This is a genomic window from Pseudoxanthomonas sp. 68-E7 (assembly GCF_057773145.1).
The window spans coordinates 89118-105482 of the sequence record NZ_JBYMTI010000004.1; the positions used below are offsets into that span (position 1 = coordinate 89118).

Here is a 16365-nt window from a genome sequence, read left to right on the forward strand (position 1 = left end):
GAAATCACATGGTCTCATGGGACTTCAGTTACTGGTCGTTTGACGGACTCCATCATCTTTCGGGGACTTTTCGTCCACGCCGGGAAAATGGCGAACCCATCGTTCCCTTCAGTGCACGCATCGAAGCTGTGTTGAGAATCCGCCGGAACGTCGGGCACTCCATGTGGCTGGGCGCGCGACAGGCGGCCGCGTGGCGCAGGCCGTCGCGCATCGCGCCGAGTAGACGGATGGTGCGATCCAGCTCGTCGCTCTTGTCCAGCAGGCGCTTCCGATCGATGCGCGGCTGGCCGTCGGCGCCGAACATTCCGGCGATCTCGTCCAGCGAAAAGCCGGCGGCGCGGCCCAGCGCGATCAGCGCCAGCTGGTCCAGCACGCGGGCGTCGAACACGCGTCGCAGGCCGTGCCGACCGATGGCGCGGATCAGGCCTTTTTCCTCGTAGTACCGTAGGGTCGAAGCGGCTACGCCGGTGCGTTCGGCCACCTGGCCGATATCCAGTTCCTGCATGGGCTTGACTTCAAGTCGACTTGAAGTTGCAGAGTGCGCTTCCTCCTTTGCGGACACAAGCGGGTGCGGCTGACCATGGACACGACCGGGATCGCGGACGAGCAGGCCAGGCTCTGGAACGGCGTGGGCGGGCAGGCGTGGGTGGATTATCAGGCCCTGCTGGATGCGATGCTGGATCCCTTCATCGCGGTGCTGCGGGAGGCGCTGGATGACGTGCCCGCCGCGCGCGTGCTGGATGTCGGTTGCGGCACCGGCGCCACCACCCTGGCGATGGCGCGCCAGGCGAGAGGGCAGGGCGAATGCGTGGGCGTCGACATTTCCGCGCCGATGCTGGCGCTGGCACGCGAGCGCGCACGCCGCGAGGACCTGCGCGTGGACTTCATCCAGGCCGATGCGCAGGTGCATCCGTTCCCGCCGGCTCATTTCGATCGGATCATTTCGCGCTTCGGCGTGATGTTCTTCGGCGATCCGGTGGCGGCATTCGCCAACCTGCGCCGATCCGCGAAGGCGGATGCACGGCTGCGTTTCGTGGCCTGGCGGGGGCCCGCGGACAATCCCTTCATGACCACCGCCGAACGCGCCGCCGCGCCGTGGGTCGCCTTGCCCGGGCGTCGTGCCGATGGCCCCGGCCAGTTCGCGTTCGCCGATCCGCAACGGATCCACGCGGTGCTGGACGATGCGGGCTGGCGTGACATCGGCATCCATCCGCTCAACCTGCCCTGCTCGCTGCCCGAGTCGATGCTGGTGCCCTACATCACCCGCCTCGGCCAGGTGGGGCTGGTCCTGCAGGATGCGGATGCCGACACGCGCGAACGGGTGATCGCGGCGATGCGCGAGGCGTTCCAGCCGTACGTGCATGGCGCCGAGATCCGTTTCACCGCCGCCTGCTGGCAGGTGGATGCGCATGCCGGAGGCGTGGCGCCATGACGCCGGCCGTGGATTTCGTGATGGATGCGATCGTGCTTGGCCTGGGCGCCACCGCGCTGATGGATGCCTGGGTCTGGCTGCGTCGCCGCTGGCTCGGCCTGCCGGGCTTGAACTACGCCTGGGTCGGGCGCTGGGTGGCGTATCTTCCGCGTGGCCGTTTCCGCCACGCGCCGATTGCCGCGACGCCGCCGGTGCGCGGCGAGCAGGCCATCGGCATCGTGGTGCACCTGCTCACCGGCGTCGCCTTCGCGGGCATCCTGCTGGCGCTGTGGGGATCGACCTGGCGTGATCGGCCCACGCTCGCGCCGGCCTTGATCGTCGGCATCGGCAGCGTGGTCGCACCGTTCCTGTTGATGCAGCCAGGCATGGGCGCGGGTATCGCCGCGCGCCGCACGCCCAATCCGGCGAAAGCCCGCCTGCACAGCCTGGTCACGCATGCGGTTTTCGGTGTCGGCCTGTACTTGAGCGGGTGTGCTCTCGCCAGCTTGCGCTGAAACGACACGGTACCCCTGTCGGCGTGCGTCCGCGCAAGCGACCTCGGCTGCCCCGGGTGGCAGGAAGACCCGAAGACTTCCGGCACATGCCGACGCAAGAGGCCGCCACCACGATGCCTTGGTTCCCTTTCGTCGCGCGGTGGTGCGCACATGAACCCGCATCATTTGGTTGTGCAGCGGTATGCCCGGCGTTTTCTGCCTGGCGTGTCAGGACTGATCCTGCTGGCGGCGCTGGCCACGGGCGCCGGCGCGGTGGAACCCCGGCTTCGGGCCAGCGGCGCCCGCGTGGAATCGTTCGAACCGCCCGCGCGAATCGACGTTCCGGCGGCCGCCCACTATCTGGGCAATCGGCGCTGGGTCCTGTACGGGTATGCCGACTGCGATCGTCACCTGTACGTGCAGAAGAATGCGCAGGGCGTGGTGGAACGCCTGTACTGGATCCAGTCGGAGGGCTACATCCCCAGCCGCCCGGAACTCACGCACGCCGGCGACTACGCCAAGTCGCGCCTGTTGACGGTGGACGGGTTGGACTTTCACCTGGATACCTGGGGACGAGCCCTGAGTACTTCGGCGCCAGCTGATTCGGATCTGGAGCAGGTCGAGCAACTCATCGCCGCGGCGAACCTGCGCTTGCCGGAAAACATGGCCTTCGTCCGCCTGGTGCATCTGCCGGACGCGGCGCAGCGCAAGGAACTCATGCTGATCTATGCCGAACGCGCGGCCAGCGACGTGGAGCCTGACGATGGCGTGATCGCGCGCATGCGCAAGGCCATGACCGTCGAGCGTTTGCCGGAACGATGACGTTCCCGCGCGGGGGCCGGGAGTCAGGGTGACCAACGGCCATTGTTCCGCCACGGTCGCAGTCCGTAGCGTGGCGTCATTCCCCCCGGAGTGATGGAACATGCGCGTGGCATTGAAGGCGATGGTGGTGTGCATGGTGCTGGGCGGCCTGCCGCTGCCCGCGGGCGCGGCCGATGCGCCGAAGGCGAACGAGCCGGTCATCGACATCAGCGATGTCGATCGCTTCTACCGGTTGTACGAGCGGACCCAGGGACAGCCGACCGCCGAGCAGTTGCAGCGGGACTATCTGGACGGTGGCTCCGCGGGATTGCACCAGTTCGCCAAGGCACGCCGGATCACCGGCGAGGCCATCGCCGCCAACCTGGCCAGGAACCCGCAGGTCTACGTGGACGCCAGACGCTGCATGGCGGTGTTGCCCGCCAGCAGGGCCCGGCTCAAGGCGTCATTGCAGAAGCTGGTCGAGCTGTATCCGGAGGCACGCGTGCCCGCGGTCACCATCGCAGTGGGCCGCGGCAAGCCGGTCGGCACCGCCAGCGCCGATACCGGCGTGCAGATCGGCCTGGAGGCGCTGTGCGCGACCGACTGGATCAACCCCGACGTGGAGGACCGCTTCGTCTACGTGATCGCGCACGAGTATGTACACGTCCAGCAGCTGCCGGCGTTCGTGGAGACCGAACAGGCCACGGTGCTGGAAAGCGCGCTGATGGAAGGCGCCGCCGAATTCGTCGGCGAACTGATTTCCGGCGAGGTGGCCTACCTGCATCTCAAGCACAACACGAAGGGCCTGGAAAAGGCCATCGAGACCAAGTTCCAGGCGGACATGGACAAGCGCGATCTGTCCGACTGGATCTACAACAGCAAGCCCGGCAATCCGGGCGACCTCGGCTATTGGGTCGGCTATCGCATCGTGAAAGCCTACTACCGGAACGCCAGCGACAAGCGCCAGGCGCTGCGCGACATCATCGGACTGCGCGACGCCAGGCAGTTCCTGGCGCGCAGTGGCTGGCAGCCCGGCATGGATCTGCGCTAGCGGCACCTCATGGGCGAGTGCGCAGGTGTGGCCGGCCCACGCCCATCGCGCCCCAACCGGTGCCGTGGTCGTAGGTGGAATTGCGCGCCGGGTGGATGAAGTGATCGCCGAAGCAGAGCTTGCGCAGGATGGCGTCGGGACGCAGGTGCCAGCTCGCCCAGCCCAGCGGCGAGTCGCCATTGCGATCGCGCGCATCGACGCGCGCCCCTGCCGCCAGCAGCAGGTCGATGGCCTTCTCGCTGCCGAACGCCGCCGCGCGATGCAGCGGCGTCTCGCCCCGGGTGCGGACATCGCGCATGAAACCGCCGGTTTCCACCCCGGGCAGGGTGGCGCGATCGGGATTCGCGCCTGCCGCGAGCAGCAGTTCCAGGATCAGGTCGTAGGCCGGACGGTTGGCCTTGCACAGTGCCAGATGCGGGAGTGATTCGCCGGTTTCGGGCACGACATGGTCGGCGCTCGCGCCCTGTTCGAGCAGGAACTGGCACAGCGGCCAGTGGCCGTGGAAGACGGCATCGCCCAAGCCGAGGTTGTCACCGAGCGAGGCGAGTGTTTCGCCATGCATGAGCAGGAAGCGGACGGCGCTGGCATCGCCGTAGTAGGCGCACCAGCGGATGAGCCGGACGCCATGGGCGTCGGTGTCGGTCGCCGCTTGGCCGTCGGCGATGTGCTCGAAGACCAGATCGGTGCGTCCGTCGCGGATGCGTTCCAGGCGTTCGCTGTTCACGGGAGTCTCGCCTGCTCCTGTTGTATGGCGTTCCGGTCCGGTGGCTGGATTCTGCCACTGGAATCCATGCGCTTCCTTCGCCGTTCGTCAGACGCCCGCCGGTCGATCGCGGGGTCAAGGCAGGGTATGCGTGCCGGACCGCGCGGCGGCGCGGAAAAGCAGTGCCGACACCAGCCATAATGCAGTGAACGCCACCGTCGCCAGCCACGGATGCGCCATGCCATTGATCTGGGCGACCAGGCCGACCGCCGCCTGCGTGATCGCCGCGGCGGTGAAGGTGGCGGCCATGCCGCGCGGACGGAAACGCGCGATGAGTGCGCCGATCACGGCCACCGCCAGCACGCCGGCGTACCAGAGGTTGTAGGCATTGCGTTCAGTGCCGACGAAGCCCACCGCCAGGTTCACCCACGCCAGCAGGAAACCGGTGGCGACGGCGAGGAACGCGCCGATGCGATACAGGCGATTGCCCCGGCTCAGCCGCACCGCCAGTTCGCAGGTGCCGCAGGCCAGCGCCAGCATCGCGCCGAACACGGCGAAATCGAACGGCGTCCAGTCCACCTCGTCGGTGAACTGCATGGCGATTAGCGGTAGCAACAACAAGGTCGCGGCGCCGCCCCACATCAGCAGGCGCCAGCCGGGCAGGTGCGGACCACGGGGGTATTGCGTGTCTGCGGCCATGATCGGGTCTCCCTCCAGAGGTGTCCCCAGCGTGCGAGGCGAACATGGAGCAAACAGGGCGGTTGTGTGAAGCAGGCAAGAAGTCGGGACGGCGAAAACGGTTGAACCAATGCCTGAGCCCGCCATCGTGAACGCCGCGATCGCCTCTGCGCCCTGTTCGAAGACGTGACCCGTGCCTACACGCGCGCATTGCTAGGCTCCGCCGCGCAATCCCGTCACGAGGTATCGCGCCATGACCGGTTCGCCGCGTGGAACGCGCCATTCGCTGGGCCTGATCCTGTTCGCCGCCATCGCGGTTGCCTTCCTGGGCGCGTACGCGCAGGGCGCGGGCGGAGCGGCCGCACTGCCGCGATCTTCCGCCGATGCGAGCCATGCACCGGCGACGCTCGCACCTGCGAGGACCGCGCCCGGGGAGGCGCTCGATCTCGTCGCGACCGCCATACCGCCCGCCGGCACCCGCGACACGGTATTGATCGGACCGCCGGTGCCGCGTCCGTCGGGCACGCCGTGCGTGGTTGAATTGTTCCGCGACGCCGCGTTGCCGGAAGCGGGTATCGCCTGGTTCAACGGCGATGGCGTCTTTCCATATGCGCCTCCCGCGCAATGCCCGGGGCCGTGGGCGAAGGTGATCCTCAAGGTGTCTTTCCGCAACGACGCGCCCGCCAGTTATCTGGACGGCCTGATGCTCGCGCAGGTGTCGCTGTCCGGTGTCCCGCTCTACAGTGGCGGCGGCCAGGACAACGACGTGCCGACGCACTGGCGGGTCGAGCGCGACGTCACCGACTACAGCGCGCTGCTGGCGCAACCGGGCGACGGCACCCTGGAAGCCCGCGCCTCGCCGCGCTACCCGCCGGACTTCCAGCAACCCTTCTACGCGTCGGCCACGCTGCTGTTCTATCCGCCGACGCCGGTCAACCGCGTCCCGCGCGTGGCGGATGAAGTCCATCCGCTGACGTCGAACGGCTGGCAGCAGGTCAGCACGCCCGCGAATCAGGTGGGCACGACGCTGACCCTGCCGCGCAATGTCGAACGCGCCTACCTGGACGTGATGGCGCATCCAAGCTACGGCAACGACCTGTTCTGGTTCACCTGCATGCCCGATGCGGCGATGAGCGCCTTCCCCGAACTCGCCAGCCGGCTGGCGATCGGTCCCAACCGGCGCGGACTGGAAGGCGATCTGCCCAGCCAGGGCTGTCGCGGCGGCAGTTTCCGGCAGGTGCTGGTGCGCATCGACGATGAACCGGCTGGCCTGGCCGCGGTGTTTCCGCGCCTGTATCCGCAGGTCAATCCGGATCGCGGTCCACGGCTGGCGCAGCCCGCGCCGCCGCCGCTGGCGCTGAACTTCATGCCCTACCGGGTGGATCTGTCGCCGTTCGCCGGCAAGCTCAGCGATGGCCAGCCGCACAAGGTCGCGTTGTCCATGGTCAGCGGCGGCACCATCACCGCCTTCGACCTCACCGGCACGCTGCTGGTCTATCGCGATGCCGGCACGCCGCAGATCACCGGCGCGGTCACCGGCAATACCCTGGCGGGGGCGTCATTGGATCCCATCGTCGACACCTCGCTGGCGCGCGATGCCGCGACCGGCCGGGTCGGCGGCACGGTGACCACGACATTCGCGCACAGCCATGTCATCGAGGGCTACGCGGAAACATCGCGTGGACGCATCCAGCATCGTGTCGAGCAGCGCCTGGCGTTCAACAACCGGCTGATGCCCGACGCGCTGGGCACCGGTGAAGGAGAACAGGACGACTATCGATTGCAGGTACGCCTGGACAGCACGATCACCGGCATCAGCCGGCGGACCCGGGGCGTCACCGTGCTGGCCGAGGACACGGAAACCTTCGCCTATCCGCTGGTGCTGGACTACCACGGCGCATCACTGGATCTGCAGCAGGCGTTCACCCGCAACGGCGCGCATTCGCGCCCCGGCGTGGTTCGTTACTACACCCGCCTGGAGCGCCGGGCCAACGTCGCCATCGATGCGGATCAGCAACTGGGCGATCAACGCTACCGGTTCCGTGATTCCCACGGTGGCTGCTACAGCGCGGACATGGCGGCCGAAGACAGTGCGCTGGTGGCGTACACGCAGGGCACGGACTGCCCGGATGGGCGCAACCGGCTGTTCTGGGCCTCGCATCCGGATGGCTCGCCGGAAGGCCTGGGCTGGGCGGAACGGTAGCGCTGGGTGCATCGCAGCGCCGCATTCGCGCGGCGGTGCGATGATCGTGCGTCAGGCGGCAGCGCGCTTTGCGCGTCGGCGTCGCCAGTACCGCCAGAGCGCGAACACGCCGCCCAGCACCAGCAACCCGCCGGCGCCCAGCACGCTCATCCGCACCGCGACGCCGTGCTGGAACACTACTTCCTCGCCTTCGCCGTCCAGCGCGTAGGCGATCACGTAGTCGCCCATCGGGCCGAGGCCTTCGCGACCGCCGGCGGCAATCACGACGTACTGGCGGCCGTTCACCGCGTACACCGAGGGCGTGGCCTGTCCGCCGGCCGGCAGCTTGGCGTCCCACAGCACCTTGCCGGTCGCGCTGTCGAGCGCGCGGAAGCGCGCGTCGGCCGAGGCGCCGATGAAGGTCAGGCCGCTGGCGGTGGTGACCGCGCCGCCCAGCACCGGCATGCCGATGTTCAAGGGCAGCCACGGCAGCTCTTCCTCCAGCGTGCCGAGCGGGCGTTCCCACAGCACCTTGCGTGCACGCAGATCCACCGCCACCACCCGGCCCCAGGGCGGCTTCACGCACGGCGTTCCCTGCGCCGAGGCCAGCACGCCGCGACGCATGCCGTAACCGGTGCCGTCCATGCTGTTGAATTCCTGCTCGGGAAACGCGTCGTCCTTGTCCCAGTCGAACGCCTTGCGTGGAATCAGCGCCACCTGCATCGGCAGATCCGACACCGGCAGGATCGCGATCTGGCGTTGCGCATCGATCGCGATGCCGCCCCAGTTCACTCCGCCGGCCCAGCCGGGCAGGGCGATGGTGCCGCGCACGCTGGGCGGGGTGAAGATGCCTTCCGAACGCATGCCCGCGATCAACCGCGCGCACTCGCGGCGTTCGCCGGGCGTCGGGCCCCACGCGTCCTCCGGCGTGAGCGGCGCGTGGCGTGCCAGCCGCAGCGAGGGTTCCGGCATGGGCTGGGTCGGCCACGCCTGTTCGCCCGGGACGTCCGAGGCGGGCACCGGCACTTCGGTGATCGGGAACACCGGTTCGCCAGTGCGGCGATCGAACGCGAACAGGAAGCCGGTCTTGGTCGCCTGCAGCACCGCCTCGCGCGGACCCTGCGCGGTCTGCACGGTGGCCAGCGCCGGCTGCGACGCCAGGTCGTAGTCCCACAGATCGTGATGCACCAGCTGCTGCGCCCACACCCGCCGGCCGCTGTGCAGATCCAGCGCCACCAGTGAATTGGCGTCGCGGTTCTCACCCAGGCGCTCGGCGCCGGCGTAGTCGGGGCTGGCCGAACCGGTCGGCACGTAGACCAGGCCCAACGCCGGATCCACCGACAGCGGCGCCCACGCGTTGGCCGCGCCCACGGTGCGCGCCTGCTCCGGTTGCCAGCCGCGCGCGGCGGCTTCGGCCGGATCCCGCGGCACGGGATCCCAGCGCCACAGTTCCCGCCCGCTGCGCGCGTCGTAGCCGCGCACGACGCCTTCTTCCAGTGCGTGCGCGCGGTTGTCGCCGACCGAACTGCCGACCACCAGCACGCCGTCGGCGACCACCGGCGGCGAGGTCACCGCGTAGTTGCGCCACTCGCTGTCGGGCTCGTCGTGGAGGGTGATGCCGGCGCGCAGGTCGACCGTGCCCGCGTCGCCGAAACCCGCGCAGGGTTTGCCGTCGCGCGCATCCAGCGCGATCAGGCGCGCGTCCAGGGTGCCGTAGACGATGCGTTCGCGACAGGCCGCGCCCTCGGCGGCCTGCGGATCCCGCCAGTAGGTCACCCCGCGCGAGGCCGGATCGCTGTAGCGCTTGGTCCGCGCCACCTTCGCGTTGAACGACCACAACTCGCGGCCGGTCGCGGCATCCAGCGCGAAGGCGATGCCGGTGCCGGTGTTGAGGTACATGCGGCCGCCCACCACCAGCGGATTGGCCTCGAACCGCCGCCGCTCGGGATCCGGCAGGCCGGCGCCCAGTTCGCCGGTGCGGAACGACCAGGCGATGCGCAAGCGGCCGACATTGGCGGGAGTGATCTGGGTGAGCGGCGAATGCTGGCCGCCACCGGGTGCGCCGCCGTAGCTGGACCAGTCGCCCGGGTCCGCCGCGCGACTGCCCGCACCCGCCAGTGCCAGGGCGATGCCGCCCATCCACGTCCACCACGCCTTGCCCGTCATGTGTCCACTCCCGTGTCGTTGCGGCGGGAGTGTGCATGCAGCCTGCGTGGCGAGGGGAAGCGAAGGGATGGAGCGCGGGGCGCAGGGACGAACGGCGGGACGACGGGGGCCAACGGTGCGACCGGATCGACGTCAGGCGTAGGCCACCCAGCCGCGGAAGGTGAAGCCGACGTGGAACAGGCTGACGCCGGTGAAGCCGGCTTCCGCCAGGATCGCCTCGTCCTGGTCGGGCGTGAGCAGATGCAGGTGCCGATCGATGGCGCTGCGTCCGGCTTCGGCCTGCGCCGGGTCGATGCCGGATGCCGCCGCGAAGGCGGCGTAGCGCGACAGCCAGCGCTCGCGCTGTTCGCCCGTCTGCGGAAAGCTCGCGTGTGCCACCACGAACGGCGCGCCAGGGCGCAGGCGCCGGTGAACCTGCCGCAGGGTCCGCAGACGCTCGACCGCGTCGAGGAAATGCAGGGTCAGCAGGCAGGCGCCCGCGTCGAACGGGCCTTCGGGTGCGTCGTCGATGACGCCGTGGATCCATTCAACCCGCGCGGCCAGCGGCCCGAGCGTGGTCGCCGCCAGATCCAGCATCGGCCGCGCCGGATCCACCCCGGTGAATGACCAGCCCGCATGCGCCTGGGCGAAGGCTTTCAGTTCCAGCCCGCCGCCCGCGCCGAGCACCAGCACCTTCGCGTCCGCGGGGGCGCGCTCGGCCAGCAGGATTCCCGCCATCCGTTGCAGGTCGGCGAAACCGGGCACCAGGCGCGGCGGGCCTTCGGCGTAGCGCGCCACGGCGTCGGCATCGGAGAACGCGGAGGAGGGCGAGGTCATGGGAATGATGTCGGGCGGCGGGGCGGGCGCTCAGCCTTCGCCCTGCGCCAGCGCCGCCGGTTCCGGCTCCGGCTCCGTCGGTTCCCGCCCGGTTTCCGCGACCGGCGCCTGCGGACGATCGCCGTCGGCGCTCACCCGTCCCACCCACGCGATGGCGATCAGGGACAGCGCCACCGCCACCCAGCCGGCGGTGCCATAGCCGCTGATCGGGCCGGTCGGTGTCGGCGAAGACAGCATCAATCCACCCAGCCACGCGCCGCAGCCGGTGCCCATCGCCTGCACCGCGCTGTTGGCGCTGAGGAAAGCGCCGCGCTGGTGGGGCGCCGGCACCGTGGTCAGCAGCGCCTGCATCGGAATCATGCGGCCGGACATCAGCACCATGAAGAACGGGAAGAACGCCAGCATCGCGACGAAGCCGATGTGCGGCAGGTGGGTCACGAACAGCATCGGCGCCAGCGACAGCAGCACCGCCACCCGGAACACCCGATGCTTGCCATGCCGGTCGGCCAGCTTGCCGATCGCGCGCGAAGTGAAGAACGTCGCCGCGCCACCGACCATGTACAGCCACGACAGCTGGTCCGGGGCGATGCCGTGGTTGGCCACCAGGATCGGCGACATGAACGGAATCACCAGCATCGAGGCGACCATCAGCAGCAGCGTCAGCACGAACGCGTTGAGGTAGCGCGCCCGGGTGAACAGGCCAAACAGCTCCGGGAACGCCTGCCTCCACGGCACCGCCTGCCGCGCCAGATGCTGATCCAGCGGCGGCAGCACGCGCGAACCGGCGAACCAGATCACCACCGACAGCCCGACCAGCAGCCAGAACGGCGCGGCCCAGCTGTAGTGCGCGCCCAGCAGCACGCCGGCCGGCACGCCCAGCACCGAGGCCAGCGAGAACGCCATCATCACCGTGCCGGTGGCCGCGCCGCGGCGCGGACCGGGAATCACGTCGGCGATGATCGCCATCACGATGGAGCCGAGCACGCCGCCGCTGATGCCGGCCAACGCGCGCGAGGCCAGCAGCAGCGCATAGCTGTCGGCCAGCGCGCAGGCAAGGTTGGACAGCGCGAACAGCGCATACACGACCAGCATCAATTTGCGCCGGTCGAAACGATCGATATAGGTGGCGGCCAGCAGGCCGGACAGGCCGGCGCACCAGGAATAGGCCGACACCGCGGCCGCGAACGCGGCGGGAGTGATGTGAAAGGCCTGCATGATCTGCGGACCCAGCGGCATCATCACCATGAAATCCATGATGAGGGTGAACTGGGTCAGCATCAGCAGCCACAACAGGCGCCGCTCGTGCGGCGCACTCAACGTATACATGCAGCATCCTTGCGGTCGTGGGGACCGGAACAGGGGAAAAAGGGAATCAGTCTTCGAGGTTTTCGTGCACACCCGGCGCGCCGCGCTTCCAGTAAGCGGCGGCGCGGATGCGCGATTTGTCGATGCCGCGCTCGCCGACCAGATGCTGGCGCACGGCGCGGATGTCGGCGGATTCGCCGGCGGCCCAGACATAACCGTCACCGTCCGGCAGCGCCAGCGCGCGCACCGCCGACAACAGCGGCGGAACGCCCGGCGTGGCGTCTTCGCGATGGCACCAGACGATCTGCAGATCGGCGCGGGTCTCGAACGCCAGGCGTGCGGAAGCGTCGGCGACCTCCAGCACCGCGATCGCGCGCGCGCCGGCCGGCAACTCGCGAAGACGACGCGCGATGGCGGGCAACGCGGTGTCGTCGCCGATCAGCAGATGCCAGTCAAAGCCCGTGCCGATCACCAGCGAACCGCGCGGACCGCCCACGCCCAGCCAATGGCCCGGCCGCGCCTGCGCGGCCCAGTCGGTGGCGGGGCCGGCGTCGTGCAGGGCGAATTCCAGATCCAGCTCGCGCGCGTGCGGGTCGTAGCGGCGCGGGGTGAAGTCGCGCATCACCGGACGCGGCGCGCCTTCGCGGAATTCCACGCCGTTGGGGCCGAGCGCCGGCAGTTCGGGGCGTTCCTCGCCCGGCGCGGGAAAGAACAGCTTGACGTGATCGTCGAACGAGGCGGACACGAAGTCCTGCAGATCCTCGCCCACCAGGGTGACCCGGCGCAGGTGCGGGGTGATGTCGTGCACGCGCGCGACCTGCAACAAGCGCAGCTTGAGGGGATGACGGACGCGCATGACCGTCCGGTTGGCAGCTTCTGGCATGGGGAACCTCATGGGGGAGGAATGAAGCGGTTCCGCCGCCCGGAGGCGGCGGAGGAAGCGTGGGCTCAGCGGTCTTCGCCGCCTTCGATCTCGCGGGTGGCGCGTTCCAGGATCGCGGCGATGCGTCGTTGCTCCGCCGCCGGAACGCCATCGCGGCGCACCAGCGCATGCTTCAGCGCGTGGCGGGCGCGGACCAGTTCCGGCACCCAGCCGCCTTCGTCCACGTCGGCCGGCGGTTCGCCGGCGAACGCGCGCCGCACCGAATCCATCTTGCGCGCGATGTGCGACAGCTTGGCCAGCATCAGCTCGACCCGCTCGCGGTTCGCCTCCAGGTGCTCGCGTCCCGGCGCCGCCAGCGCGTAGCGCTTGCGGTTGCCTTCGGCCTCCACGTCCACGTAGCCCAGCTCTTCGAGGTAGGTCAGGGCCGGATAGACCATGCCGGGGCTGGGGCTGTAGAAGCCGTTGGAACGGGCCTGCAGGGCCTTGATCAGCTCGTAGCCGTGACTGGGCTGGGCTTCCAGCAGGGCCAGCAGCAGCAGTTGCAGATCGTCGGAACTGAACTTGCGGCCACGGGTCAGGCCGTCCTCGCCAAAACCGCCGAAGCCGCCGGGAAAGCCGGGGCCGGGACCGTGGCGATGACCGCCGCGGCCGCCATGGCGACGGCCGATGGCCTGCCAGAGGGAATACGGCGAAAAGCGTTCGGAGAAGGGGAAATCGCCGCCGCAATCCTCTTCGCGGCGGTCATGTTGGGGGTGATGACGGCGCATCGCACACTCCAGGTGTGTCATAAGATGGGTCGTACGATATATATCGTACGACTGTCAGTCAAGCCCTTGAGCAGGACTCGCCAACCAGAGGAACGAGGTCGGCCGCCAGATCGGAAAGACCCGACTTCCGGCGAAATCTAGAGGTTGAGCCGGGGGAACCAGACGCCCTGGATCTGCAGGGGACCGGCATTGGGTGCGACGTGTCCGGCGTCCAGATCGGCAAACCGGATTCCGGCGATCACCTCGATCACCTCCACGCCGGGTTCCGGCAGGCCGTGCCTGGCCAATAGGCGCTCGGCAACTTCCAGCGTCGGCGCGGTGACGCCATAGCCCAGTCCACGGGAGGTTCGAAACCAGAAGGGGATGAGCATGCGATACATCCGATTGAGCAATAGTGGTGGGACGGACGCCTGCCTATGACCGTCTGACGTGCGGCAAGGCGCGTCGTGACATGCCCGGGGGTCAATCCGGCGCTACATGCGGTGCGCCGGCGCGCGCAATCAGCAGGATGCGTTCTTCTTCTGGGTGTGGGTAGTGGACGAGCTATCGGATACGTGGCTTGCCGGGCTCCCTGGCCGCCACGACGCTTGCCGTAATCCCGGATCTGGCGCGTGCGGCGGGGAGAGGCGATATCCGGGGCGCCATTCGTCGCCCAGCCTGGCCGTTCGCCCCGGGTCGCGGCGTTGCGATCCACATCAATCCCGGTGAGGAGGACGCGCATGGTCAGGCTTCCGAAGGCAGGTGGACTCGCGTTGTCGGTGATGCTGGCGCTTTCGTCCGCCGAAGCCCGTGCCGACGTGATCACGGACTGGAATCGCACGGCCGCCAGGATCGTGGCCCAGGCCAAGCCGGGGACACCCGTGGCCAACCGCATCATGGCGCTGGTGCAGACCTCCGTGTACGAATCGGTCAACGCCATCACCCGGCGCTATCCCGCCGATCCGTTGACGCCGCCGCATATCGCCCGCGCCTCCGTGGAGGCGGCGGTGGCGGCGGCCAACCGCGCGGCGTTGATGGAGCTGTTGCCGAAGCAGGCCGAAGCGATCGAGGCCGCGTACCGCGACGCGCTCGCCTCCGTGGCCGAAGGCGAGGGCAAGCGCGACGGCATCGCCCTGGGCACGCGCGCGGCGGCCGCGGTGCTGGCGTTCCGCCAGGACGATGGCGCGCTGGCATCGGAGCGCTACCGGCCCGCGACCAGCCCGGGCGTCTACGTGCCTACCGTCCTGCCCGCCGTTCCCCAATGGCCCCAGCGCAGACCCTGGCTGATGGCCACGGCGTCGCAGTTCCGGCCGGTGCCGCCGCCGACGCTGGACAGCGTCGCCTGGGCGCGCGATTACAACGAGATCAAGGCGCTGGGCGGACGCGAGAGCCGGCAGCGCACGCCGGCGCAGCTGGAGCAGGCCAGATTCTGGGAAGCCTCGTTTCCGGCGATCTATTACGGCGTGGTGTATTCGGTGGCCGAACGGCCCGGGCGCGATGCCTCGCGCAACGCGCGCCTGCTGATGGCCGTCACCCAGGCCATGGACGATGCGGCCATCGCCGTGTTCGACGCCAAGTACCACTACCAGTTCTGGCGTCCGGTGACCGCCATCCGCAATGGTGATCGCGACGGCAACGACGCCACCGAACCCGACGCGGGCTGGGTGCCGCTGATCGATACGCCGATGCACCCGGAGTACCCGTGCGCGCATTGCACCATCGGCAGCGCCGTGGGAACGGTGCTGGCGGCCGAACTGGGCAAGGAGCCGATGCCCCGCCTGGCCACGACCAGCGAGAGCGCGCCGGGCATCGAGCACAGCTGGACCAGCGTCGAGGCGTTCGTCGACGAGGTCTCGCAGGCGCGGATCTTCGACGGCGTCCATTTCCGCACGTCCACCGAGGTCGGCAAGGACATGGGAAGCAAGGTGGGCCGGCTGGCGGCGCAGCGGTACCTGGGCGCGGCACCGTAGCGTCGCCGGTCTCGCCGCGCGGACAGCGGGTTGCCGGACCGCCGGCTGCCGGAAGGGCGCCGGCTGGAGTATGGTTCGCCCCGGCGCGATGGCGTGAGATCCCATGAAGGCATCCGGACCGGCCCCCGGCAAAGGCGGGCGAGAGCAGAAACCCCGACAGCTGCGAGGCGGCCAGGATCCGGACCTGCTGCGCCGTTTGCTGCGCGCCAAGGATCGGATGGACGCGGCCTCGCACGAGGACTGGCCGGTGTCGCGGCTGGCGCAGGTCAGCCATGTGTCGGAGGCGCACTTCGCGCGCTGCTTCAAGGATGCCTTCGGAGTGCCGCCGCACCGTTACCTGCTCACCCGTCGTATTGAACGCGCCAGGGCGCTGCTGCGTGACACCGAACTTCCCATCCTCGACATCGCCCTGCACACCGGCTGGAACAGCCTGGGCACCTTTGGCCGCACCTTCCGCGACATCACCGGCGAAAGTCCGAGTGAAATCCGCGCGCGCGAGCAGGCCGCCCGCGAGGCGGCGCGGCGGATGCCCGCCTGCTACGCCAGCGCCGCGCACCGGCCCGCCATGACAATCGCAGTTTCGGAGAAGCGGCGGCGGGAGGCCGATGCTACAAAGACCGCCCCATCGAAACCGGAGGTCACATGAGTCAGGGTGTTGGAGTGGTTGGGCTGTACGTACGCGATCAGGACGAAGCCCTGGAGTTCTACGTCGGCAAGCTCGGCTTTCGCGTCCATACCGACGTGAACGGCGGCGACTACCGTTGGCTGACCGTGCAGCATCCGGATCAGCCGTCCTTCCAACTGGGCCTGTTCAAGCCGCAGGAGCCGCTGCTGGACGCGGCCACCGTGCAGACCGTGCGCGAAATCGTCGCCAAGGGCGCGATGCCGCCGCTGATCCTCGATGTCGAGGACTGCCGCGCGGCCTATGAAGACCTGAGCGCGCGCGGGGTGGAATTCACCCAGCCGCCGGAGGAGCGCTACGGCAACGTCGACGCGAACTTCCGCGACCCGTCCGGCAACGGCTGGAAGATGATCGAATCCCGACGCGGCAAGCACTGAAATCCGTTCGACCCGCGCGGTGTCCGGCGACACCGCGCGGCGCCGCATCGTCCGGCCTATGCATGCCCGCCCGGGGCGTCCCGGGCCACGTCCAGAGGAA

The 16365-nt window shown here is 69.2% G+C and carries 17 protein-coding genes; 8 read left to right on the forward strand and 9 right to left on the reverse strand.

Annotated features, from left to right (window positions below; genetic code table 11):
• Positions 1-52: 52 nt before the first annotated feature.
• Positions 53-505 carry a helix-turn-helix domain-containing protein gene (locus AC3DE2_RS11210; RefSeq protein WP_488426231.1) on the reverse strand — a complete coding sequence of 151 codons (453 nt, stop codon included), beginning with the start codon at positions 503-505 and terminating at the stop codon, positions 53-55.
• Positions 506-580: 75 nt separating this feature from the next.
• On the opposite strand from AC3DE2_RS11210, the gene AC3DE2_RS11215 reads away from it, so the two are divergent.
• From AC3DE2_RS11215 to AC3DE2_RS11230, 4 genes are all read left to right on the forward strand, one after another.
• Positions 581-1432 (forward strand): class I SAM-dependent methyltransferase, encoded by an 852-nt coding sequence (locus AC3DE2_RS11215; RefSeq protein WP_488426233.1) that lies wholly within the window; start codon positions 581-583, stop codon positions 1430-1432.
• A complete protein-coding gene (locus tag AC3DE2_RS11220; protein ID WP_488426234.1) occupies positions 1429-1926 on the forward strand; it encodes a DUF2938 domain-containing protein in 498 nt (165 codons plus the stop codon). The genes AC3DE2_RS11215 and AC3DE2_RS11220 overlap by 4 nt, the downstream gene beginning before the upstream one ends.
• A gap of 204 nt (positions 1927-2130) precedes the next feature.
• Complete coding sequence (locus AC3DE2_RS11225) at positions 2131-2727, forward strand: hypothetical protein (protein WP_488426235.1); 597 nt, start codon at positions 2131-2133, stop codon at positions 2725-2727.
• Positions 2728-2827: 100 nt separating this feature from the next.
• On the forward strand, positions 2828-3757 hold the full coding sequence (locus AC3DE2_RS11230) for a DUF2268 domain-containing putative Zn-dependent protease (protein WP_295382294.1): 930 nt from the start codon (positions 2828-2830) through the stop codon (positions 3755-3757).
• 7 nt (positions 3758-3764) lie between these two features.
• Here AC3DE2_RS11230 and AC3DE2_RS11235 read toward each other — a convergent pair whose 3' ends face one another.
• Positions 3765-4481 carry an ankyrin repeat domain-containing protein gene (locus AC3DE2_RS11235; protein WP_488426237.1) on the reverse strand — a complete coding sequence of 239 codons (717 nt, stop codon included), beginning with the start codon at positions 4479-4481 and terminating at the stop codon, positions 3765-3767.
• 114 nt (positions 4482-4595) lie between these two features.
• Positions 4596-5159, reverse strand: coding sequence for a hypothetical protein (locus AC3DE2_RS11240; RefSeq protein WP_488426238.1), 564 nt, complete (start codon positions 5157-5159; stop codon positions 4596-4598).
• A 232-nt stretch (positions 5160-5391) separates the two neighbouring features.
• Between AC3DE2_RS11240 and AC3DE2_RS11245 the strand changes: the two genes are divergently transcribed.
• On the forward strand, positions 5392-7341 hold the full coding sequence (locus AC3DE2_RS11245; protein ID WP_488426239.1) for a peptide-N4-asparagine amidase: 1950 nt from the start codon (positions 5392-5394) through the stop codon (positions 7339-7341).
• Positions 7342-7392: 51 nt separating this feature from the next.
• On the opposite strand, the gene AC3DE2_RS11250 is transcribed toward AC3DE2_RS11245, so the two are convergent.
• The 6 genes from AC3DE2_RS11250 to AC3DE2_RS11275 form a co-directional block, all read right to left on the reverse strand.
• On the reverse strand, positions 7393-9486 hold the full coding sequence (locus AC3DE2_RS11250) for a pyrroloquinoline quinone-dependent dehydrogenase (RefSeq protein ID WP_488426240.1): 2094 nt from the start codon (positions 9484-9486) through the stop codon (positions 7393-7395).
• Positions 9487-9618: 132 nt separating this feature from the next.
• Positions 9619-10302: a class I SAM-dependent methyltransferase gene (locus tag AC3DE2_RS11255; RefSeq protein ID WP_488426241.1), complete on the reverse strand. Its 684-nt coding sequence runs from the start codon at positions 10300-10302 to the stop codon at positions 9619-9621.
• Positions 10303-10332: 30 nt separating this feature from the next.
• The gene (locus AC3DE2_RS11260) at positions 10333-11628 is read right to left on the reverse strand and encodes an MFS transporter (RefSeq protein WP_488426242.1); all 1296 of its coding nucleotides are present in this window, start codon (positions 11626-11628) and stop codon (positions 10333-10335) included.
• A gap of 46 nt (positions 11629-11674) precedes the next feature.
• Entirely contained in the window at positions 11675-12490 is an 816-nt protein-coding gene (locus AC3DE2_RS11265; protein ID WP_488426243.1) for a siderophore-interacting protein, read from the reverse strand.
• A 65-nt stretch (positions 12491-12555) separates the two neighbouring features.
• The gene (locus AC3DE2_RS11270) at positions 12556-13257 is read right to left on the reverse strand and encodes a PadR family transcriptional regulator (RefSeq protein ID WP_488426245.1); all 702 of its coding nucleotides are present in this window, start codon (positions 13255-13257) and stop codon (positions 12556-12558) included.
• A gap of 137 nt (positions 13258-13394) precedes the next feature.
• Positions 13395-13628: a hypothetical protein gene (locus AC3DE2_RS11275; protein ID WP_488426246.1), complete on the reverse strand. Its 234-nt coding sequence runs from the start codon at positions 13626-13628 to the stop codon at positions 13395-13397.
• A gap of 348 nt (positions 13629-13976) precedes the next feature.
• Between AC3DE2_RS11275 and AC3DE2_RS11280 the strand changes: the two genes are divergently transcribed.
• The 3 genes from AC3DE2_RS11280 (at position 13977) to AC3DE2_RS11290 (ending at position 16265) form a co-directional block, all read left to right on the forward strand.
• Positions 13977-15206, forward strand: a complete 1230-nt coding sequence (locus AC3DE2_RS11280) for a vanadium-dependent haloperoxidase (protein WP_488426247.1) — start codon at positions 13977-13979, stop codon at positions 15204-15206.
• Between the two features lie 217 nt (positions 15207-15423).
• Positions 15424-15852, forward strand: a complete 429-nt coding sequence (locus AC3DE2_RS11285) for a helix-turn-helix transcriptional regulator (protein WP_488426501.1) — start codon at positions 15424-15426, stop codon at positions 15850-15852.
• A complete protein-coding gene (locus AC3DE2_RS11290; RefSeq protein WP_488426248.1) occupies positions 15849-16265 on the forward strand; it encodes a VOC family protein in 417 nt (138 codons plus the stop codon). The genes AC3DE2_RS11285 and AC3DE2_RS11290 overlap by 4 nt, the downstream gene beginning before the upstream one ends.
• Positions 16266-16365: the final 100 nt, after the last annotated feature.